Origin of the sequence: Mesorhizobium sp. M0478, assembly GCF_040321305.1 — a bacterium.
GTDB lineage: Bacteria > Pseudomonadota > Alphaproteobacteria > Rhizobiales > Rhizobiaceae > Mesorhizobium.
The window spans coordinates 215,327-234,814 of sequence record NZ_JAMYRH010000002.1; the positions used below are offsets into that span (position 1 = coordinate 215,327).

21 protein-coding genes and 1 tRNA gene are annotated in these 19,488 nt (G+C 63.7%); 11 read left to right on the forward strand and 11 right to left on the reverse strand.

The genetic code is table 11. The features are described from left to right. Positions 1-186: 186 nt before the first annotated feature. Together mepK and NKI64_RS05415 are read left to right on the forward strand one after the other, a co-directional pair. Entirely contained in the window at positions 187-2,013 is a 1,827-nt protein-coding gene (gene mepK, locus NKI64_RS05410) for a peptidoglycan L,D-endopeptidase MepK (RefSeq protein WP_023728404.1), read from the forward strand. 120 nt (positions 2,014-2,133) lie between these two features. Beyond that, positions 2,134-2,207, forward strand: a tRNA-Gln gene (locus tag NKI64_RS05415). A gap of 136 nt (positions 2,208-2,343) precedes the next feature. Here NKI64_RS05415 and NKI64_RS05420 read toward each other — a convergent pair. Beyond that, complete coding sequence (locus NKI64_RS05420) at positions 2,344-2,982, reverse strand: 2-dehydro-3-deoxy-phosphogluconate aldolase (protein ID WP_023701045.1); 639 nt, start codon at positions 2,980-2,982, stop codon at positions 2,344-2,346. Between the two features lie 174 nt (positions 2,983-3,156). Between NKI64_RS05420 and trhO the strand changes: the two genes are divergently transcribed. Next, positions 3,157-4,083, forward strand: a complete 927-nt coding sequence (trhO, locus tag NKI64_RS05425) for an oxygen-dependent tRNA uridine(34) hydroxylase TrhO (RefSeq protein ID WP_352666880.1) — start codon at positions 3,157-3,159, stop codon at positions 4,081-4,083. Positions 4,084-4,106: 23 nt separating this feature from the next. Here trhO and NKI64_RS05430 read toward each other — a convergent pair whose 3' ends face one another. Further along, entirely contained in the window at positions 4,107-4,469 is a 363-nt protein-coding gene (locus tag NKI64_RS05430) for a YybH family protein (protein WP_352510390.1), read from the reverse strand. 204 nt (positions 4,470-4,673) lie between these two features. Between NKI64_RS05430 and NKI64_RS05435 the strand changes: the two genes are divergently transcribed. Both NKI64_RS05435 and NKI64_RS05440 read left to right on the forward strand, forming a co-directional pair. Next, entirely contained in the window at positions 4,674-5,411 is a 738-nt protein-coding gene (locus NKI64_RS05435) for a tellurite resistance TerB family protein (protein WP_023671935.1), read from the forward strand. A gap of 332 nt (positions 5,412-5,743) precedes the next feature. Further along, positions 5,744-6,505 (forward strand): SDR family oxidoreductase, encoded by a 762-nt coding sequence (locus NKI64_RS05440; RefSeq protein WP_352666883.1) that lies wholly within the window; start codon positions 5,744-5,746, stop codon positions 6,503-6,505. A gap of 12 nt (positions 6,506-6,517) precedes the next feature. Here the strand turns inward: NKI64_RS05440 and NKI64_RS05445 are convergent, their stop codons facing one another. Further along, positions 6,518-7,702, reverse strand: a complete 1,185-nt coding sequence (locus NKI64_RS05445; RefSeq protein ID WP_352666885.1) for a pyridoxal phosphate-dependent aminotransferase — start codon at positions 7,700-7,702, stop codon at positions 6,518-6,520. 83 nt (positions 7,703-7,785) lie between these two features. Here NKI64_RS05445 and NKI64_RS05450 point away from each other — a divergent pair, with 83 nt between their 5' ends. Genes NKI64_RS05450 through denD form a run of 4 tightly spaced genes read left to right on the forward strand, consistent with a single transcriptional unit; the run spans position 7,786 to position 10,719 of the window. Next, positions 7,786-8,472 (forward strand): GNAT family N-acetyltransferase, encoded by a 687-nt coding sequence (locus tag NKI64_RS05450; RefSeq protein ID WP_023737656.1) that lies wholly within the window; start codon positions 7,786-7,788, stop codon positions 8,470-8,472. A 15-nt stretch (positions 8,473-8,487) separates the two neighbouring features. Beyond that, a complete protein-coding gene (locus NKI64_RS05455) occupies positions 8,488-9,459 on the forward strand; it encodes a cation diffusion facilitator family transporter (RefSeq protein ID WP_023737657.1) in 972 nt (323 codons plus the stop codon). Between the two features lie 58 nt (positions 9,460-9,517). Continuing rightward, positions 9,518-9,724 carry a hypothetical protein gene (locus NKI64_RS05460; RefSeq protein WP_023686390.1) on the forward strand — a complete coding sequence of 69 codons (207 nt, stop codon included), beginning with the start codon at positions 9,518-9,520 and terminating at the stop codon, positions 9,722-9,724. An 11-nt stretch (positions 9,725-9,735) separates the two neighbouring features. Beyond that, positions 9,736-10,719 carry a D-erythronate dehydrogenase gene (gene denD, locus NKI64_RS05465; RefSeq protein ID WP_352666888.1) on the forward strand — a complete coding sequence of 328 codons (984 nt, stop codon included), beginning with the start codon at positions 9,736-9,738 and terminating at the stop codon, positions 10,717-10,719. A gap of 10 nt (positions 10,720-10,729) precedes the next feature. Here the strand turns inward: denD and NKI64_RS05470 are convergent, their stop codons facing one another. The 4 genes from NKI64_RS05470 to NKI64_RS05485 form a co-directional block, all read right to left on the reverse strand. Further along, positions 10,730-11,902, reverse strand: coding sequence for a nickel/cobalt transporter (locus tag NKI64_RS05470; protein WP_502901370.1), 1,173 nt, complete (start codon positions 11,900-11,902; stop codon positions 10,730-10,732). An 8-nt stretch (positions 11,903-11,910) separates the two neighbouring features. Further along, the gene (locus NKI64_RS05475; RefSeq protein ID WP_023671926.1) at positions 11,911-12,579 is read right to left on the reverse strand and encodes a DUF1007 family protein; all 669 of its coding nucleotides are present in this window, start codon (positions 12,577-12,579) and stop codon (positions 11,911-11,913) included. 89 nt (positions 12,580-12,668) lie between these two features. Further along, positions 12,669-13,568: a LysR family transcriptional regulator gene (locus tag NKI64_RS05480; protein WP_023671925.1), complete on the reverse strand. Its 900-nt coding sequence runs from the start codon at positions 13,566-13,568 to the stop codon at positions 12,669-12,671. A 2-nt stretch (positions 13,569-13,570) separates the two neighbouring features. Then, complete coding sequence (locus tag NKI64_RS05485) at positions 13,571-14,770, reverse strand: amidase (RefSeq protein ID WP_023737662.1); 1,200 nt, start codon at positions 14,768-14,770, stop codon at positions 13,571-13,573. 539 nt (positions 14,771-15,309) lie between these two features. Between NKI64_RS05485 and odc2 the strand changes: the two genes are divergently transcribed. After that, positions 15,310-16,443 carry an ornithine/lysine decarboxylase gene (gene odc2, locus NKI64_RS05490; protein ID WP_023671923.1) on the forward strand — a complete coding sequence of 378 codons (1,134 nt, stop codon included), beginning with the start codon at positions 15,310-15,312 and terminating at the stop codon, positions 16,441-16,443. Between the two features lie 144 nt (positions 16,444-16,587). Then, on the forward strand, positions 16,588-17,130 hold the full coding sequence (locus tag NKI64_RS05495; protein WP_023814605.1) for a GNAT family N-acetyltransferase: 543 nt from the start codon (positions 16,588-16,590) through the stop codon (positions 17,128-17,130). Between the two features lie 69 nt (positions 17,131-17,199). Here NKI64_RS05495 and NKI64_RS05500 read toward each other — a convergent pair whose 3' ends face one another. The 4 genes from NKI64_RS05500 to NKI64_RS05515 all read right to left on the reverse strand — a co-directional run bounded on the left by NKI64_RS05500 (position 17,200) and on the right by NKI64_RS05515 (position 19,258). After that, positions 17,200-17,484 (reverse strand): SCP2 sterol-binding domain-containing protein, encoded by a 285-nt coding sequence (locus NKI64_RS05500; RefSeq protein ID WP_023714024.1) that lies wholly within the window; start codon positions 17,482-17,484, stop codon positions 17,200-17,202. A gap of 194 nt (positions 17,485-17,678) precedes the next feature. Further along, the gene (locus tag NKI64_RS05505) at positions 17,679-18,227 is read right to left on the reverse strand and encodes a hypothetical protein (RefSeq protein ID WP_023714023.1); all 549 of its coding nucleotides are present in this window, start codon (positions 18,225-18,227) and stop codon (positions 17,679-17,681) included. A 28-nt stretch (positions 18,228-18,255) separates the two neighbouring features. Then, complete coding sequence (locus tag NKI64_RS05510; RefSeq protein ID WP_023671919.1) at positions 18,256-18,672, reverse strand: hypothetical protein; 417 nt, start codon at positions 18,670-18,672, stop codon at positions 18,256-18,258. Positions 18,673-18,685: 13 nt separating this feature from the next. Continuing rightward, the gene (locus NKI64_RS05515) at positions 18,686-19,258 is read right to left on the reverse strand and encodes a rod-binding protein (protein ID WP_023703994.1); all 573 of its coding nucleotides are present in this window, start codon (positions 19,256-19,258) and stop codon (positions 18,686-18,688) included. Between the last annotated feature and the right edge of the window lie 230 nt (positions 19,259-19,488).

Consider the following 19,488-nt stretch of genomic DNA (forward strand, 5'->3'; position numbering starts at 1 on the left):
TTTTGACGGGATATCGCCACGGTGTTACCGCATTTCGGCTTCAATAAGCGATGATTAACCATTAGGATCGATATTCGGATGTGAGAACCACGCATCCGTTTGGACAAATCCGGGGACAAACGGCAGCCTGCAAGGCCTTTTGATTTGAACAAAGTCGAACGACACAGAAACGGGCGGCGCGATCACATGGGCGTCTGGCCGAGATGGCTGGCAGCGTTGATCGTTGCGTTCGCTTTCCTCGCCGCAACTGCTGCCGGCGCCAGCGCTGAAACGCGCTCGCTCAAGCTCTATCACCTCCACACGCACGAAAAGGCCGAGATCGTCTACAAGCGCAATGGCCGCTACGATCCGGCAGGCCTCAGGAAGATCAACATCATCCTGCGCGACTGGCGTCGCAACGAACCGACCAAGATGGATCCGCGCCTGCTCGATCTGGTGTGGGAAGCTTACCGGCAGGCCGGCGCCACCGACTACATCCAGGTCGTTTGCGGCTATCGCTCGCCGTCGACCAATTCGATGCTGCGCAGCCGCAGCCGCGGTGTCGCCAAGGAAAGCCAGCATATGCTGGGCAAGGCGATGGACTTCTACATTCCGGGTGTGCCGCTGAAAAAGCTGCGCAACATCGGCCTGAAGATGCAGGGCGGCGGCGTCGGCTACTATCCGTCGTCGGGTTCGCCCTTCGTCCACATGGACGTCGGCAATGTGCGGCATTGGCCAGGCATCAGCCGCCAGGAACTGGTCAGCCTGTTCCCCAATGGCAAGACGCTGCATGTGCCGAGCGACGGCAGGCCGTTGCCGGGTTATGACCAAGCGCTCGCCTCCTACAAGGCACGCAAGGGCGCCGGTTCTCCTGCCATCATGATGGCCAGCGCAGGCGGCAGCACCAAGAAATCCGGTGGCTTCCTGTCCGCTTTCTTTGGCGGTGGCGGCGAAGACGAAGCCGACGACAGCGCCGATGTCGCTACCGCCGCGCCGCCGCCGAGAAGCGTGAAGCCGGTGCTGGCTGCCACGAGCAACAACAACAGCAATCTGCCTGGCATCGCGATCGTGTCGCCGCAGAACGCCAAGCGCGCCAACATTCCGCAGCTTGCCGACGACAGCGCTGACGATTCGGAGCCGCAGGACACGCCGGAGACGATCATCGCCGCGCTGCCCGCCAAGGAAGTGCCGCTGCCCGCTTTCGCACCGCGGCCGAAGGCTGATGTCGGCGCGCAACAACCTGAGACCGTGCCGTTCGGCGTGGCCGATGCCACTACCGAACAGACGGTGGCGACGGCGCAGGCGCCGGCCAATGTGCCGTTCGGCACGGCCGATGCGAGCAATGCCGACCAGGGGGCCGATCAAGCTGCCGCTCCGGCGCAGGTCGCGGTCAACGTCCCGTTGCCGACCTGGCGTCCCGACCGCTCTTCGCCGCCGGCTGAGCTTGCGCCGCAGGACAAGGGCGTTCTGCTGGCGCTGGCCGATACGGCTGCCCACAAGCAGACCGCAACCGACGCGTTCTCGGTGCTGCCGTCGCAGCGTCCGGACGAGGTCAAGGCGGTTCTCGAACAGGCCAGCGCCGCCGATACAGCCGGTGCTACCGACGACTATCAGGTTGCGTCGCTCGAGCCTCGCTCGGCGTTCAACGATCCGTCAGGTGTCGATGCCGCATCGCCGCGCGGTGCTATTGCTGCCCGTCCCGCCGGTACCGATCCAGCCTCGGTGATCGGCGCCGGCGTCAAGACGACACGCAAGGAAGCCAGGGCTTCGGCCCGCGACCTGAAGCCAGGACCGAAGGCAGTGGTGGTGGCAGCCGAACCGCAGGCGGCGCGCTGGGCGCTGAGCAGCGGCGACAACATCGCCACCGTTTCCAGCCCGACGACAGCGCCGCGCTATGCCTACAACATCGTGCATACGCCGCCGAGCGAGGTCTACACCGCAGGCTTCCAGGCGGACAACCAGATGGCCGATGCCAACCGCTTCACCGGCAATGCCGTAAAATTCCTTTCGGTCGCCCGCTTCCAGACGAAGTAGGGCGTGACCCGGTCAATATCGAAATCGAAGCCGCGCTGGGCAAGCCGTGCGGCTTTTGCTTCTAGCGAGATATCGAGCACTGGCTTCCATCGCCACAGAATGCTAACCACCAAACTGCATTCCCGCTTCGTCTAATGGTAGGACAGCGCCCTTTGAAGGCGTGAATCGTGGTTCGAGCCCATGAGCGGGAACCAAAATCTCAACGCGTAGCAAACCCGGCGGCGCAGCTGGCGGGTTTTTGTGCCGAGTGCAGTTCCGGGAACACTGTGATTTTCCCGGGAAAGCGCGGAGCGCTTCCCTTGGGATTGCGCAAAGATAAAGTAGCGGAGGTTATTTTCCGAGCTTGCTCGCGGTCTGTGCGAGCGCCTCGATCTCATCCCACTTGCCGGCCTTGACCAACTCGTCCGGCGCCACCCACGAGCCGCCGACGCAGATAACGTTGGACAGGCTGAGATAGTCGGCCGCGTTCTTGGCCGAGATGCCGCCGGTCGGGCAGAATTTCACGTCGGCCAGCGGCGAGGCAAAGGCCTTCAGCGAGGCGATGCCGCCGGATTGTTCGGCCGGGAAGAATTTCAGGAACCGCAGGCCGGCCTCGCGGGCAGCCATGATCTCGCCGGGCGTGATGGCGCCGGGCAGCAAGGGAACGTCGCTGTCCTTGGCCGCCGCCAGCAACTCTCGCGTGATGCCGGGGCTGACGATGAATTTCGAGCCAGCGGCCGCTGCCTCGTCGAACTGCTTGGCATCGAGAATTGTGCCGGCGCCGACAATGGCGCCCTCGACCTCACCGGCGACGCGGCGGATCGCTTCCAGCGCATCGGCGGTTCTCAACGTGATCTCGATTGCCGGCAGGCCGCCGGCGGCCAGCGCCCGGGCGAGCGGGACGGCGTCCGCGACATTGGCGATCTTCAGCACCGGAATGACCGGCTGGCCATTGAGCAGCGACAGGAGCGTTTCGGTCTTGCTGAGCATTGGCTTGTCTCTCCCTAGGTGATTTCAACCGATTAGCAGAAGGCCGATTCCGAGTCCACGAAACCCGGCCTGCCGCGATGTCATATGTCGGCCAACGAGCCTGCGGGCGAATACCGACGAAGTGTCTTTAGCTCTGCCTTGAATCCGCTTTGACCACGGTCTAGTGGCTTGGCGATGACCAACCATGAACCCGTGCGCGTCGCCGCGCTCTACAAATTTGCGAGGCTGGGCGACTTCGACGCGCTGCGGGTCTTGCGCACGCCGCTTGCCGCCTTCTCCTGCGGGCGCGGCATCAAGGGCACGCTGCTTCTGGCGCAGGAGGGCATTAACGGCACGGTCGCCGGCAGCGAAACCGACATAGCCGACCTGATCGCTTATCTCGAGGCCATCGAGGGTCTTGCCGATCTCGAGGTCAAATACAGCACTGCCGCCGAAATGCCGTTCCATCGCATGAAAGTGCGGCTGAAGCGCGAGATCGTCACCATGGGCGTCGAAGACCTCGACCCGGCGACGGGTGCGGGGACCTATGTCGCGCCGGCCGACTGGAACGCGCTGATCTCGGACCCCGGCACCATCGTCATCGACACACGCAACGCGTACGAAGTGTCGATCGGCACGTTCGAGGGCGCGGTGGACCCGCGCACGTCGAGCTTTCGCGAATTCCCGGCCTGGGTGGAAAAACACCGCGACCAACTCGACGGCCGCAAGGTTGCGATGTTCTGCACCGGCGGCATCCGCTGCGAAAAGGCGACGGCCTATGTGAAGTCGCTAGGCTTCGAGGATGTGTTCCATCTCAAGGGCGGCATCCTCAGATATCTTGAAGAGGTGCCGGCCGAAGACAGCCTGTGGCAGGGCGAGTGTTTCGTCTTCGACGAGCGGGTCTCGGTGTCGCATGGGTTGACCGAAGGCGAGGCCGAACTCTGCCGCGCCTGCCGGCATCCGCTGACGCCGGAGAACCGGCTGTCGCCGCATTTTTCCACCGGCGTGTCATGCCCGCATTGCTACGAGGCACGCTCGGATGAGGATCGCACCCGCTATGCCGAGCGCCAGCGCCAGGTCGAACTTGCGCAGGCGCAGGGCAGGGGACATATCGGCAGTTAAGTGCCGCCGACGCCCTGACTGGATCACCACACGACAGAATAGCGGTCGATCACCCACAGCCATGTGCCGTCGGCCTGCCGGCGCGCGACCTCTGAGGTTATCGAGCCGTCGGCAAGCCTGGTCGACGTCAACGCGAGGTCGCCGTTAATGGCCGCCGGGCGCTGCTCGCCGCGCTGGAATTTTCGCCAGCTCGCGGCAAAGGCTTCGAACAAAGCGCGGATCGCCTCATGGCCACGCGTCAATTCGGCTGCTCCGGTGTCGATGACGGCATCGGGTTCGAACAGCGCTACCATGCCCTCAATGTCTCCCGCCCATTGCCGGTCGATCAACAAACGTTCCAGATCCTGCGGATCGCGCGCCGGTTCCCGGCCAGGTTGATCGGTCACAGCAAGGTTCCTCCCTCGGCAATGCGGCGGCGACATTAGCGCAAGCCGAGACCGGTATCGACACACGGATCACCGATTTGCGGCATTGCCGGCGCCGATAGCAAAGCGCGCCTCCGTCATTGTAATGTCAGTGTGCGGGACCTACGTCTGCAACGTCCAAAACCTGCCCGTCCACGTTGGTGCGGGCCCTTTTCTGGAGGCACCATGTTCGACCCCAAGAAGCTTCTCGACGATCTGCTCGGCTCGCAAGTTCCCGGCACAACCGGCACCGTTCGCGACAAGGCCGGGCAGGCTGTGCAGATGGCCAAGGACAATCCGCTGGCCGCCGGTGCGCTGGCCGCGGTGCTGCTTGGAACCGGCACGGGACGGCAGGTCACCGGCACGGCCGTGAAGCTCGGCGGACTGGCTGCGATCGGCGGTCTCGCCTACAAGGCCTACCAGAATTACAAGGCCGGCAATGCACCCGAGCAGGCGCCGGCGGCCGGCCAGCCGGAATTGCTGCCGCCGCCCGCCGACACCGGCTTTCATCCTTCACAGGCGCCACAGGGGGAGGACGAGTTCACGCTGACCCTGGTGCGGGCGATGATCTCGGCGGCCAAAGCCGATGGCCATGTCGATGACGCGGAACGCCAAAAGATCGCCGGCAAGCTCAGTCTGGCCGGCATCGGCACGGAAGCGGAAAAGTTTCTGATGGCCGAGCTGGATAGCCCGCTCGACCTCGATACGCTGGTCGCAGGCGCCAAGACCGATGAGCAGAGGCTCGAGCTCTACACGGCGTCGCGACTGACGATCGACCCCGATACGCGCGCCGAACGCGGCTATCTCGACCTGCTCGCCGGCCGGCTCGGCCTGCCGGATGCGCTCGTCGATCATGTCGAGGCGACGGTGTCGGCGGCCAAGGTGCCGGTTCCGTCAGGCACGGCGCCGAACCCGCGCTGGTAGACAACGCAGCCGCGGCGGGAAAAGCGTTAACTGCTCGTTTACCGAGGAAGCGCATGATTTTAGTCAGTCGGATCGGCTTTTCCTCCTCCCAAGCCCGGTTCAGATCAGGGGGCGGTCGCCAATGACCGCCCTTTTTGTCGGACCGATCACATAAAGCGCGTGGCGCTTCATGTTTTTGTCCTGATGCATGTCGTTCTCTCAGAACCGGGGCCACTTTTGAGCGACATGCATTAGTGTCCGACTTGCCATGATCGCCTTCATTTGCGATGGGTCGGTGCATTCGGATGCACCCCGATCTGTGCCGGGATGCGCGGCGCGCAGGAGCAAAATCCATGACAGCCTTCCCAGAGAAAACCGCCATCGTCACCGGCGCCGGCACCGGCATCGGCAAGAGCGTCGCCACGGCACTGGTGAAGGCGGGCTGGAACACGGTGTTTTGCGGCCGCCGCAAAGCGGTGCTCGATGCCGCCATTACCGAAGCCGGGAAAACGGACGCCAAGGCGCTGGCGGTTGCCTGCGACATCAGCAAGGCCGGCGAAGTCGATGATCTGTTCGAGACGGTGGCCGCAGCCTTCGGCCGCGTCGACCTGCTCTTCAACAATGCCGGCATGAGCTACAAGTCGACGCCGATCGACGAGATATCGGTCGAGGTTTGGAACGATATTGTCGGCGTCAATCTCACCGGATCCTTCCTGTGCGCCCGCGCCGCCTTCGGCGCCATGCGCAAGCAAAAGCCGATGGGCGGCCGCATCATCAACAATGGCTCGGTGTCGGCCTATGCGCCACGGCCGGGCTCGGTGCCCTACACCGCGACCAAGCACGCCATATCGGGGCTGACCAAGACGCTGGCGCTCGACGGCCGGCCCTATGATATCGCCTGCGGCCAGATCGATATAGGCAACGCGCTGACCGATATGGCGCACGCAATGACGGTCGGCGTGCCGCAGGCCAATGGCACCATCGCCGCCGAAGCGGTGATGGACGTCCAGCGCGTCGCCGACGCCGTCGTCCACATGGCCAGCCTGCCGCTCGACGCCAACGTGCTGTTCATGACGGTGATGGCGACCAAGATGCCGTTCGTGGGGCGTGGGTGAACAGCCGAAGGCCTACTTCTTCAAAAACGCCTCGATCCGCTCCAGCGCGTGCAAGATGTTCTCTTCGGAATTGGCGTAGGAAAGCCTGATGTAGCCTTCGCCGAGAATGCCGAAATCGGGGCCGCCGATCAGCGCCACGCCGGCCTCCTCGAGCAGTGCCGAGGCGAGCTTCTTGGCCTTCCAGCCGGTCTTCGAAACATTCGGGAAGGCATAGAATGCGCCCTTGGGCGTGATGCAGGAGACGCCGGGCAGCGCGTTCAGCCCCTCGACCACGATCTTCCTGCGGTTGTCGAAGGCGCGCATCATCTTGTCGACATCGTCCTGCGGGCCGTCGATGGCGGCGATGCCGGCGAACTGGCTCGGCGCGTTGACGCAGGACCAGCAATTGACCGCCAGCTTGCGGACCTTGTCGTAGAGATGCCCGCCCTTGTCGCCATTCGGCCAGATCGACCAGCCCATGCGCCAGCCGGTCATCGCCCATGTCTTCGACCAGCCGTTGAGCACGATCAGCCGGTCGCGAATTTCCGGAAAATTGAGCAGCGAAAAATGCGTCTCGCCGTCATAGGTCATGACGTCGTAGATTTCGTCGGAGAGGATAGCGACCTGCGGATGCGCTTGCAGTCCCTTCACCAGCTTCTCGATCTCGGCGCGCGGCGTGACGCCGCCGGTCGGGTTGGCCGGTGAGTTGAGGATTAGCAGTCTGGTCTTCGACGTGATCAGCGCCAGCGTCTCTTCTGCCGAGAAGGCAAAGCCGTTCTCCTCGCGGATCGGCACCGGAATGGGCGCGGCGCCGGTGAACTCGATCATCGAGCGGTAGATCGGAAAGCCTGGGTCTGGATAGAGGATCTCGGCGCCGGGTTCGCCGAACATCAAGATGGCCGCGAACATGGTCGGCTTGCCGCCGGGCAGGATCATTACATTCTCGGGCGAGACTTCGACGCCGGTGGTGGTCAGCGTGCGCCGCACCACCGCTTCGCGCGTCGCCAGCAGGCCATTTGCCGGGGTGTAGCCATGGTGGCCGTCGCGCAGCGCCTTGATCGCGGCGTCGACAATGTGCTGCGGCGTTTTGAAGTCGGGCTGGCCGATGCCGAGATTGACGATGTCGCGGCCCTGTTGAGCCAGCGCCGTCGCCCTCGCCAGCACGGCAAAGGCGTTTTCCTCGCCGAGGCGCTCGAAGGCCGAAATCGTGTGGAGCATTTTTCCCGTCCGTGTGGTTCTTGCTGTTAGGTCGCGTTTTTGTGAGCGTCTGCTCACAAAAGTCAAACGGATTGGAGTTTTGCGTGTCGGAAAATCTCAAAGATTGGCAAGCGCGTCCGCGGCCCGAGCGCAAGCCCATTGACGGCCGCTATGTCCGGCTCGAACCGCTGAGCGCCGAAAAGCATGGCGATGGGTTGTACGAGGCGTCGTCGGTGCCCGACATCGATGGACGCTTTGCCTGGCTGCCCGACCACCCGCCGCAAACCCGCGCCGATTTCCAGCCATGGCTAGACAAGGTCGAGGCGAGCGAGGATCCGCTGTTCTTCGCCGTCATCGACAAGGCCAGCGGCAAGGTCGCCGGGCGACAGACGCTGATGCGCATCGATCCCGCCTATGGCGTCATCGAGATCGGCAACATCTATTGGGGGCCACTGATCTCGCGCAAGCCGGCAGCGACCGAGGCGCAGTTCCTGTTCATGAAGTACATTTTCGACGGGCTGGGCTATCGCCGCTACGAGTGGAAATGCAACAACCGCAACGACCCTTCGAAGCGCGCGGCGGAACGGTTCGGCTTCAAGTTCGAGGGCATTTTCCGCCAGCATCTTGTGGTCAAGGGTGAAAACCGCGATACGGCATGGTACTCGATCATCGACAAGGAATGGCCGGCGCTGCGCAAAGCCTATGAGGCATGGCTCGATCCTGCCAATTTCGATGGCGAAGGCCGGCAGAAGCGGCGGCTCGAGGATTTCCGCGCCGAGTTCGGCGCGTAACAGGAGTTTTTTTCGATGGCGCACAGCCATGATCATGGTTCGCATGCTGGGCATGGCGCCGGCCACGTGCATGGCTCGACCGACAAGAAGCGTGTGCTGATCGCAGCCTGCCTGACCGCCGGCTTCATGGTGGCCGAAGGGCTTGGCGGCCTTTTGACGGGATCGCTGGCGCTGCTGGCCGACGCCGGCCACATGCTCGCCGACTCGATTGCGCTTGGCCTTGCCTGGTACGCCTTCCATCTTGGCGGGCGGCCGGCGACGGTGCGCCTCACCTACGGCTTCGGCCGAGTCAAGACGCTGGTTGCCTACACCAACGGCATTGCCATCTTCGCCATTGCGCTGTGGATCGTCTACGAAGCCTGGGGCCGGCTGATGACGCCGGCGCCGGTGCTGGGCGGGCCGATGCTGGTGGTGGCGATCGCCGGCCTTCTGGTAAACTTCGCCTCGTTCTTCGTGCTGCATGGCGGCGACCACGACAGCCTCAACATGCGCGGCGCCATCCTGCATGTGCTGGGCGACCTGCTCGGTTCGGCGGCGGCGATCGTGGCGGCGCTGGTCATCCTGGCCACCGGCTGGACGCCGATCGATCCGATCCTGTCGGTGCTGGTCTCCCTGCTGATCCTGTCCACCGCATGGTCGCTAATGCGCGAAGCCGCCCATGTGCTGCTCGAAGGCGTGCCGGCAAGGCTCGACCGCGATCTCATCGCAAAGGATATTGCCGGTACGATCAAGGGCGTGCGCGAGGTGCACCATATGCATGTCTGGTCGCTGGACGGGTCGAGCAACATGGCGACGCTGCATGCCTGCCTCAACGATGGCGTCGATCCGCACCAGGCGGTCAGCGCCATCAAGAAGCGGCTCGCCGCCGAACACGGCATCAGCCACGCGACGGTCGAACCGGAATTCGGCCAGTGCGCCGACAGCCATGACGAGCACGATCATGACCACGACCATGGTGCGCCACCGCATCACGGCCATTATCACTGACAGGGAATTTCATGGCATTGGCATCCGAGTTGACGAGTTCCCGCTGTGGCGGGACGGCATGATGGATCGCGACACGCGAAACGCGCTGATTGCCGCAGCCTGGATCATGCTGCTGTTCGGCATCGCGGCGTTTTATCTGCCGACCGTGATGCTGGCCGTCGGCAATGTCTCGACCGTACTTGCCGGCATCGTCGGCATCGCCTTCGTGCTGGCATTCTTTCTGGTGTTCTGGTTGCGGGGCCGCAGCCAGAACAAGGGCAAATAAGAGGCTTTGAAATGCGCATCCTGATTACTGGCGCCGCCGGCATGGTCGGCCGCAAACTTGTCGACCGGCTGGCCAAGGACGGCACGCTCAACGGCCGCAAGATCACCGGGCTCGACCTGCACGACATCGTGCCGCCGCAGGCGCCGGCGATGGACGGCGTCAGCATCGCCACGCATACCGGCGACCTTGCCGACGCCGGTGCTGCCGAGAGCCTGGTCGCCTCACGCCCCGACGTCATGTTCCATCTCGCCGGCATCGTGTCGGGTGAGGCGGAAGCCAATTTCGATCTCGGCTACCGCGTCAATCTCGACGGCACACGGGCGCTGTTCGACGCCGTGCGGCTGGCGGGCTTTTCGCCGCGTCTGGTCTTCACCTCGTCGATCGCGGTGTTCGGCGCGCCATTCCCGGATGTGATCCCGGACGATTTCCACCCGACGCCGCTGACCTCCTACGGCACGCAGAAGCAGATGAGCGAAGCGCTGCTGGCCGACTATTCCAGGCGCGGCTTCTTCGACGGCATCGGCATAAGGCTGCCGACCATCTGTGTGCGGCCGGGCAAGCCGAACAAGGCGGCTTCGGGCTTTTTCTCCGGCATCATCCGCGAGCCGCTCGCCGGGCAGGAGGCGATCCTGCCGGTGCCGCGTTCGGTGCTGCATACCCATGCCAGCCCGCGTTCGGCGGTGAACTTCCTGATCCATGCCGCTGGGCTCGACGGTGCCGCTGTCGGGCCGCGCCGCAACCTCACCATGCCCGGCGTTGCCGTCACCGTCGGCGAGCAGATCGAGGCGCTGGAGCGCACTGCAGGCGCCGAGGTGGCGAGCCTGATCCGTGAGGAGCCCGACGAAACGATCTGGGCGATCGTCAAGGGCTGGCCGACGCGCTTCGAGGCGCGCCGTGCAAGGGACCTCGGCTTCAGCGCCGAAAACAGTTTCGATGAAATCATCCGCGCTCATATCGAGGATGAGTTGGGCGGAGATATCGCGGGTCAGGCCTGACCCGCCGAGGTCACACAGCTCCGGACAGGCTCGCCGACAACAGCAACAGCCCGAACAGGAAGACGAAGGCGGCGCCGCCGATTTCGACGACTGTGTGGATGCGGTTGCCCATGCGGCCATCGCCGGCGAAATAGACCGCCCAGTTCTTGGCTGTCACCGCGATCGTCGCCAGCGCCGAGACTGTGATGGCGGTGCCGATCGACATCGCCAGCACCGAGAGCAGGCCGCCGAGCCACAGGCCGTTGAGCAGCGCGAAGCTGAGCACAATCAGCGCGCCGGAGCAGGGACGGATGCCGACGGCGGCTACTGCCGACCAGGCCGTGCGCCAGTCGAAGCGATCGCCCGACAGCAGCGCCGGATCGGGCGCATGCGAATGGCCGCATGTGTCGCAGACCTCGCCGGCTGGGTGATGGTGAGCGGCGTGATCGTGATGGGCGTGGTCGTGATGGGAATGATCGTGTGTGTCGTGGTCGTGCGCAGCGTGATCGTGATGATCATGCGAATGGTCGTGATGCACATGCAAGGCATGCGAATGCGCATGCGCCGCGTGGCTGTGAGCGGCATGCGAATGGCCGCCATGGGAATGACCGGCGTGGGCTGCCGACAGGCTGTAGGCGGGCGCCTTGCCGAACCAGCGCAGGACCGTAGGCCCGAGCTTGCGCCACAGCAGCCAGGCGCCGAACAAAGTGACGAAGACATAGCTCATGATCTCCATGAACCAGGCTGCGTCGGTCATCGAGATGGCGGTGCCGCGCAGGACGAAATAGGCAAGCAGCATCACCAGGATCGCGGTCAGGCCCTGCAGCAGCGCCGAGACGAAGGACAGCAGGATACCGCGCCTGAGCGCCACTTCATTGGCCACCATGTAGGACGAGATCACCGCCTTGCCGTGGCCGGGGCCGGCGGCGTGGAAAATGCCGTAGGCGAAGGACAGGCCGATCAGCAGCCACATCTTGCTGCCGTCCTCGCGCATTGCTTTCATCGCCGTGGCCAATGCGCGGTAGAATTCCTGCTGGCGCAGATTGATCCACATCAGGATGTGGGCGAACGGGCCGGTGGTGGGCGCCATGCCGTCATTGACACCGATGCCGAGTGAGCTCTGGGCATGGGCCTGCCCGAGAAAGTGCGTCATCAGCAGGGCAGCGGCCACAAGGCCGAATGCCAAACGCAGGGACGGTTTCATCACCGGATCTATCCTTCTGGCGGGCAATTCAGTTCGAGCTTGGTGGCGAAGATCTTGCTCATGTCGGTGCCTGTCGGGTCGTTGAAGAACGCGTCCGTCAGGGTCTTCTGGTTTTCCTTGATCGCCTCGTCTGGATCAGGCCGGATGACGCTCTTGGTGCAGTTCGAGGGCAGGCCTTCCACCGTGATGTTGCTATCCTCGGTGAAGTCGATCGCTGTGTAGAAGGTTGGATCGTAGACGCCGAAATCGATCTTGCCGGCGAGCTTGATCGGCACCTTGGGTTCGGATTCGAACAGGATGATCAACTGGTCGTTGTCAAAATTGGCCATCAGATGCGGTGGCGGCGTCATAGGCACGTCCTTGCCGTCGACGGTGACGAGCTGGAAATAGTTGAATTCGGCCAGCGAGGCATGAACTGTGTCGGCGACATCCTTCAGCTCCTTGTCGTCAAGCTTCAGGTCGGAGTTCTTATCGAACTCCATCATCACCGTACTCGAAAACAGATCATCGAAACGCCAGAGGTGACGCAGCGCTTTCACACTTTGGTGATCCGGCGAGAGGATCACGTCGAGGCGGGCCTCGGCGAAGACATGAGGATGCGCGCCAGCCGCTCCGACGGAGGCAAAAGTCGTCGCCAGGGCCGAAGCCAGCATGATTGCGTGCCGTTTCAGATGCATTCTCGGTCGCTGTTCCATCGGCCTCGGAGAGATTTCGAGAGGTTACCAGAAACGGGGCGAAATTGGGACCGCGGCACGGCAGGACCGGCTCAAGCGCTCTCGCGGTTCTTGAACCATTGCACCAGGAAATCGACGAAGACACGGACCTTGGCCGGCAGATAGCGACGGTGCGGGTAGACGGCGAAAATCCCGCTGCCCGACTGGATGCGGTCGTCGAGCAACGACACCAGCAGCCCGGATGCGAGGTCGGGGGCGGCGATGAAATCGGGCAGGATGGTGAAGCCCAGGCCGGACACGGCGGCGGCTCGCGCTGCCATCGGGCTGTTGACCTCGATGGGACCCGATACGTTGACGCTGACTGACTCCTCGCCATCGCCCCTGAAGCGCCAGTTGGCGAGCGAGCGGCCATTGGTGTCGACGATGCAGGGCAAGTTGGCGAGATCCTGCGGGCGCGTCGGCTTGCCGTGCTTGGCGATCAGCTCCGGCGAGGCGCAAAGCTTGATCGAAAACGGCCCCAGGCGGCGGGCGATCAGCGATGAGTTCTCCAGCCGCGAGATGCGCACGGCAAGATCGAAACCTTCCTCGACCAGATCGACAAAGCGGTCGTCGAGATGGATGTCGAGGACGATGTCGGGATGCTGCTTGGCGAAGTCGATGAGCGACTGGCCAATCGGCGCATCGGCGAAGGTGCGCGCCGCCGACAGCTTGATCCTGCCGCGCACGTCGCCGGAGGATTCGCGCACGGCGTCGGCCAGGCTGTCGACCTCGCGCACGATTTCCGAAGCGCGGCTGTAATAGGTATGGCCGGCCTCGGTCAACGAGAACTGCCGCGTGGTGCGGTTGAGCAGCAGCGCGCCGAGTTCGTCCTCGAGTTCGCGCACATATTTCGACAGCAGCGCCTTGGAGCGACCGATCTTGCGCGCGGCCGCCGAAAAGCCTTCGGCCTCGACGACGTCGATGAAGGCGCGCATGCGGGTCAGTGTATCCATCATCAGGCCTTTCGTGCCGCATCGAGAATTCGCCGGCCGAGCCGTATCAGGGCAATGTCGCTGCCGGGAGGGCCGAGCAGCGAGAGGCCGAAAGGGGCACCGTCAACCGAGCCCAGCGGCAGGGTGATTTGCGGAAAGCCTGAAAGACCCGAAAGGCACAAAAGATGCAAGGCCCTTTCGCGGTAGGCCTGGAGCTGCTGCGGCTCGCTTTTGACCAGAGGTGCGGGGCCTGGAACGGTGGGCAGGACAAGAAACCCGTCCTGGCCGAGCAGCGCGGCTAGCTCGGAGCGGAACGTCAGGCGGCGCACCGCCTCGGCCCGCGCGGTCTTTTCGTCGATCGTGCGGCCAAAACCAAAGCGCTCCTCGACGCCCGGCCCGAGATCGCGCTCGCCAGAAATGATCCAGGCGCCATGCTGCTGCCATGCCTCGGCGGCCTGGAGGCGGCGAAAGCACCAGTAGAGCTCGTCGGGGAAGGAGGCGAAGCTGTACTCTACCGGCGCCGGCTCACCGATAAGACTGGCGGCCAGCGCTCTCATCCTGGCATATTCGGCTGCCTCAGCGGGGCCGGCCACGAAAGCGTCCAGCCAGCGGATCGAAAGCGGCCGGGTGAGCGGATACGGATGCGGGTCGCGGCCGAGCAGCAATTTGCCGATCGTCTCATAGGTCTCGATGTCGTCGGCGAACCAGCCGAATGTGTCGAAGCTCGGCGCCAGCTTCATCGTGCCTTCGAGCGAAATGCGGCCATGCGTGGTGCGCAGCCCGATCAATCCGCAAAAGCTCGCCGGGGCGCGGATCGAGCCGCCGGTGTCCGAGCCGGTAGCGATATCGGCAAGCTTGCCGGCCACCGCCGCCGCCGAGCCTGACGAGGAACCGCCGGTGACGCGATCGGGAGCGGCCGGGTTCACCGGAAACGGAAAATGCGCGTTCTGGCCCATCAGCGAGAAAGCGAACTCGTCGGTCTGCGTCTTGCCGATGAAGCGCGCGCCGGCGTCGAGAATCATCTGCACGGCCGGTGCCGTGCTGGACGCGGCATGCGCCTCGTCGAACTTCACCGGATTGCCGCAACCGGTGCGGTAGCCGGCGACGTCGTAAATGTCCTTTACCGCCAGCCTGAGCCCGGCCAGCGGCCCCAGTTCCGCATTGGCGACCGGCATGCGGCGCAGGTCAAGAAAGGCGTTGAGCGGGCCATGCGTGCCTGGCATCGTTCGATATCCGTATACAGTAGGCCCAGCATTGTTCGATGCCGGAAATTTTACAACCTGGGATACGATTTTTATTGATTGTGAAATCTTTCGATCTTATATCGCGCTTGCCCAAAGTCGCACGTGCCTGTGGGTGTCCGCCGATCCTCGAATGGTGAGGGAAATCGGTAAGGTAACTGGAGCTAACCCCTCCAGTCGGTCTAGCGGCCAACCGCCAGCCCGAGGACACCTTGAAGCAACGACGGTGCGGGCCTTTCTGGTGTTCTGCCGGTCGTCCAAAGACCGGGGTTACTGAAGAGGCACACCTTCATTGCCGGCAGTGCGGACGGGTCTCCCATCCAAGCCAAGGCAGACAAAGCGAACCGAGGCCGGGCAAGGCCAAGGTTCACCGCCGCGAGACGGCGTTTCATGGTTCCGGGGTCTCCACCGGCTGGTTCCATGAATTTCCGTCCCGCCTTTGTTTGACCGCGCGTCGCGAGGCCGAGAGCCCGCGTCCGCAGCCTTATTGCGCGCCGCAAGGCGTTAATGGAGAGACCCCGATGGCCACTCAGCGCATCCTCGACTTCCTCGCCACCCGACGTCCGTCCGGCCCCTGCCTCGTCGTCGACCTCGATGTCGTGCGCGACAATTTTCGCGCCTTCGAAAAGGCGCTGCCCGATTCCCGGATCTACTATGCGGTGAAAGCAAATCCGGCGCCGGAAATCCTGCGCCTGCTTGCTGCGATGGGCTCATCCTTCGACACCGCTTCCGTTGCCGAGGTCGAGATGGCGATGGACGCCGGTGCGCCGGCGGACCGTATCTCCTTCGGCAACACCATCAAGAAGGAGCGTGACATTGCACGCGCCTACCAGCTCGGCATTCGGCTGTTTGCCGTCGATTGCGTCGAGGAAGTCGACAAGATCGCCCGCGTCGCTCCCGGCGCCCGCGTGTTCTGCCGCGTGCTGACCGACGGCGAAGGCGCCGAGTGGCCGCTGTCGCGCAAGTTCGGCTGCGTGCCGGCGATGGCCGTCGACGTGCTGCGCCATGCCAGGACGCTCGGCCTCGACGCCTATGGCGTGTCGTTCCATGTCGGCTCGCAGCAGACCGACCTGACGGCGTGGGACCGTGCGCTGGCCGACGCCAAGAAGGTGTTCGCCACGCTCGCCGATGAAGGCATCGTCCTCAAGATGGTCAATATGGGCGGCGGTTTCCCGACGCGCTATCTGCGTGACGTGCCGGCGGCCCAGGCCTATGGCCAGGCCATCTTCTCGGCGCTGCGCAAGCATTTCGGCAATGCGATCCCTGAGACCATCATCGAGCCGGGTCGCGGCATGGTCGGCAATGCCGGCGTCATCAAGTCGGAAGTCGTGCTGATCTCGAAGAAGGCCGAAAACGACAATGTGCGCTGGGTGTTCCTCGACATCGGCAAGTTCGGCGGTCTGGCCGAGACGATGGACGAGGCGATCCGCTATCCGATCGTCACCCGCCATGACGGTTCGGAGACCGCACCTTGCGTGCTCGCCGGCCCGACCTGCGATTCGGCCGACGTGATGTACGAGAAGACGCCGTATCCGCTGCCTCTGTCGCTGACCATCGGCGACGATGTGCTGATCGAAGGCACCGGCGCCTACACGACCACCTACTCGGCGGTCGCCTTCAACGGCTTCGAGCCTCTCCGATCCTACGTGATCTGACGGCTTCGGCCTTCAGATCACCCCAGGCGGACGTTTGCGTCCGCCCGGGTTCGCCTGTGGAACAAGCTCCGCTCGTGAAGGATCGCGGAAATGGACATTGTAAATTACATTGACGGCATTGGATTCTCCCCCCCCGAGGGGGAGATGGCCGGCGCCATTCCCATCGTCGCCGAAACTGCGGCAGACATTGGATCGCGTGAAGCGTTGCTCGATCGCGCCATGGGGCCGATGCGGCGCAAGAAATCGTCGGAGAAGCTGCGGCGTGGCCGCCGGCCTTCCGAAGGTCTCGCTTTTGTCGTGCGGGATGCCGCCGGCGCGGTTGCCGGCACGGTGCGGCTGTGGGACGTACGTCTGGGCGAGGGCGGCCCGGGAGCACTTCTGCTCGGACCGCTCGCCGTCGATCCGGCGCTGAAGAACGCCGGCATCGGCTCGGCGCTGATGCGCCATGCTTTGGCCGAGGCCGCGCGTCTCGGCCATGCCGCGGTGCTGCTGGTCGGCGATGCGCCTTATTACGGTCGCTTCGGCTTTTCGGCGGAGAAGACCGGCGCGCTAGCCATGCCTGGTCCGTACGAGCGGCACCGCCTGCTCGCGCTGGAACTGATCGATGGTGCGCTCGACGGCGCGCATGGCACGCTGAAGGCTGCAGGTCGCAAGCTCAAGACACAGAGGCTCTCGCTGGCCGCCTGATTGGTCACAAACAAACGCCGCCGGTCCTTTGCATTTCAGCGAGGGCGGCGTTTTGTTTTTGCGAAGGGCTCAGCCGATCAGCTGGCTGAGCGCCATGGCGACCGACATATCGCCTTCGACCTTTATCTTGCCGGACATGAACGCCATGGTCGGATTGAGGTCGCCGGCGATCAGCGAATCCAGATCGTCGAGCGACAGCTTGATGGTGCAGTCGGTCGGCGCATCGGTGTTTGAGACGGTCGCGCCATCGATGACGATGACGCCGTCGGTGCCGGTGTCGAACTTCACGGAATGTTCGAACCCGGCGCTCGCCACGCGCGACCTCATCTTCTCGGCAATGTCCTGAACGCTCATGACTGTTCTCCTGGTCTCGTTGCGTTTTGCCGCGCTTCAGTGACTGGCCTCCGCCGAAGTCGCTGTCTCGCGCGTACCGCGATCCTGGTCGCTTGGCGCATATAGCTTCGAGTTGACGTAAACGTCAACGCGCGATGCGTCATCTCGTTTCAGTCGGAAGGAATGCGGCAGAGACATTCACCCTGCGATGAAGGTTAGTGTTCAGCAGCGGACTTCGCCGCCTCGGCCTGGGCCGATTCCGCCGGGGCCGGTTCGGTCGGCGTGGCCGGATCCTTGCGGCGGCGCATGGCGTTGTCGCGGATTTCGTCCTTGGTCAGGAAGTTGACCTGGTCGATCAGCACTTCATGCACCAGGTCGGCGCCGACGCGCGCGTTGACGGTGTCGCGTATGGCCTTGCGGAAGGCATCGAGATCGATGGTTTCCTTCTTGGTGAAGTCGATCTGAGGATTGGAGTAGAGATAGGAATAGACCTGATCGGTCATCAGGGCTTCGGCCGGAATCGACATCTTCTTTATCTCGGCCGGCTCGACCGTGTAGACGAGCTTGGTGAGGAAATAGCCGTCGATCTTGGAATCGCGGATCAGCGGCACCGAGATGATGTCGGTCTTGACGTAGTCGAGGCCACCCAGCATCGGTTTCGGCGTCTCGCCGACGCCGCGCTCACCGGCCGCCTGGAACGAATAGAACACGGCGCCCAGCGTGGCGGCGCAGATCCAGATCGCGGCGGCGATGAATTTGATCACCGGTTGTTCCCGCCTGGTGCCGAGATCATCAGCTCGCCCAACCGAATTCGCCGGCCGAATAGGTGCCGTCGGCTTCGGCGCGCTGAATGGCGTTCTTCAACAGCGTGGCGACTTCGTTGACCGCGTTGAGGTGGGCGAGGATTGCAGCCTCGTTTTTCGCGAGCTTCTGGCGCAGCCGCGCCAGACTGTCGCGATGCTGTTCCAGGAATTCGATCTCGTTGGCGCCCTTCATGGCGCGGGTCAGCTCATAGAGGTAGCGGCTCTTGCGGGCGTTGGAGGCCTTGAGGTCATAGCTGGTGTCGTTCTTCAAACCGGCCGTCTCTTCCTCGACCGCTTCCTCGATGCGGCCGATGATGGCGGCAAGGTTGCCCGGCCGTGCAAACGGGATCGGCGCTTCGGACGTACGCGCCGGCAGGTTGGAAGAGTATTTTGAAAAATCGGCCATTGAAAATCCTGGTCTAGATCTTGATTTCGGTTTTGATGGTCGTCTCGTCGCCGGTCATCGACCGTGCGGCCTTGCGCTGCAATTCCTCGACCAGCGAGGTGGACAGCCGGGTCTGCTGGTCGATCTCGGTCTTGTGCGGCCCGGTTGACACCGGGCCGATCGGCACGGTGCGCTTGCCGTCCTTGTAGTGGTCGGCGAGCAGCGATTTGGCGATGCCGATCCCGCCGCGCTCGGCCATGACGTCGGCGACACGCTCGGCAAGCTGCGATTTCCACATGTCGCCGGCCAGCCCCTTGCCGTAGACGCCCTCGGTGTCCTTGGGCAGCATGTTTTGGATGAAGGTCTGCAAGACCATCGCCTCGAACTTCTTGAACTTGCTGGCGGGATCGGCATTTGCGGCGGCCGTGTCGGCGGTAGCGCGCGACAGGATCGAGCCGGCATCGACCGAAGCAGCCATGTCGACAGAAAAATTACCGCCAACGCCGTTGGCCCGCTTGGCCAGCGCGGCACGGGCAGCCTCGATATCCGCCGGGTCGACGGCTCGGGCAACATCGAGAACGATGTCACTGGGTGGAGAAATCGCCAAGAAAGTCCGCCTCTTTGCCGGGTTTCCTGAGCGACCATGCCGCAACAAGCTTGTGGCAGGCTTGCGAAGGAGAGGGGAGGCGGAATGCTGTCAGCTCGTCTGCTACGCGCCAATAGCGGCCGTCCACACGGGTGGTCTTCAATGACCCCGACGGTGAAGGCCTGCTTACCGAAGCCTGTTCGACGAGGCGGCTATCCCACTTGTAATCCCGGCCCAATCCTTTACCGCAC

Bases quoted from the DNA above. Each gene is read 5' to 3' on its own strand.
- mepK (WP_023728404.1), top strand. From the start codon at position 187: ATGGGCGTCTGGCCGAGATGGCTGGCAGCGTTGATCGTTGCGTTCGCT.
- NKI64_RS05420 (WP_023701045.1), bottom strand. From the start codon at position 2,982: ATGCTCAGCAAGACCGAAACGCTCCTGTCGCTGCTCAATGGCCAGCCG.
- trhO (WP_352666880.1), top strand. From the start codon at position 3,157: ATGACCAACCATGAACCCGTGCGCGTCGCCGCGCTCTACAAATTTGCG.
- NKI64_RS05435 (WP_023671935.1), top strand. From the start codon at position 4,674: ATGTTCGACCCCAAGAAGCTTCTCGACGATCTGCTCGGCTCGCAAGTT.
- NKI64_RS05440 (WP_352666883.1), top strand. From the start codon at position 5,744: ATGACAGCCTTCCCAGAGAAAACCGCCATCGTCACCGGCGCCGGCACC.
- NKI64_RS05445 (WP_352666885.1), bottom strand. From the start codon at position 7,702: ATGCTCCACACGATTTCGGCCTTCGAGCGCCTCGGCGAGGAAAACGCC.
- NKI64_RS05455 (WP_023737657.1), top strand. From the start codon at position 8,488: ATGGCGCACAGCCATGATCATGGTTCGCATGCTGGGCATGGCGCCGGC.
- NKI64_RS05460 (WP_023686390.1), top strand. From the start codon at position 9,518: ATGATGGATCGCGACACGCGAAACGCGCTGATTGCCGCAGCCTGGATC.
- denD (WP_352666888.1), top strand. From the start codon at position 9,736: ATGCGCATCCTGATTACTGGCGCCGCCGGCATGGTCGGCCGCAAACTT.
- NKI64_RS05470 (WP_502901370.1), bottom strand. From the start codon at position 11,902: ATGAAACCGTCCCTGCGTTTGGCATTCGGCCTTGTGGCCGCTGCCCTG.
- NKI64_RS05475 (WP_023671926.1), bottom strand. From the start codon at position 12,579: ATGCATCTGAAACGGCACGCAATCATGCTGGCTTCGGCCCTGGCGACG.
- NKI64_RS05480 (WP_023671925.1), bottom strand. From the start codon at position 13,568: ATGGATACACTGACCCGCATGCGCGCCTTCATCGACGTCGTCGAGGCC.
- NKI64_RS05485 (WP_023737662.1), bottom strand. From the start codon at position 14,770: ATGCCAGGCACGCATGGCCCGCTCAACGCCTTTCTTGACCTGCGCCGC.
- odc2 (WP_023671923.1), top strand. From the start codon at position 15,310: ATGGCCACTCAGCGCATCCTCGACTTCCTCGCCACCCGACGTCCGTCC.
- NKI64_RS05495 (WP_023814605.1), top strand. From the start codon at position 16,588: ATGGCCGGCGCCATTCCCATCGTCGCCGAAACTGCGGCAGACATTGGA.
- NKI64_RS05500 (WP_023714024.1), bottom strand. From the start codon at position 17,484: ATGAGCGTTCAGGACATTGCCGAGAAGATGAGGTCGCGCGTGGCGAGC.
- NKI64_RS05510 (WP_023671919.1), bottom strand. From the start codon at position 18,672: ATGGCCGATTTTTCAAAATACTCTTCCAACCTGCCGGCGCGTACGTCC.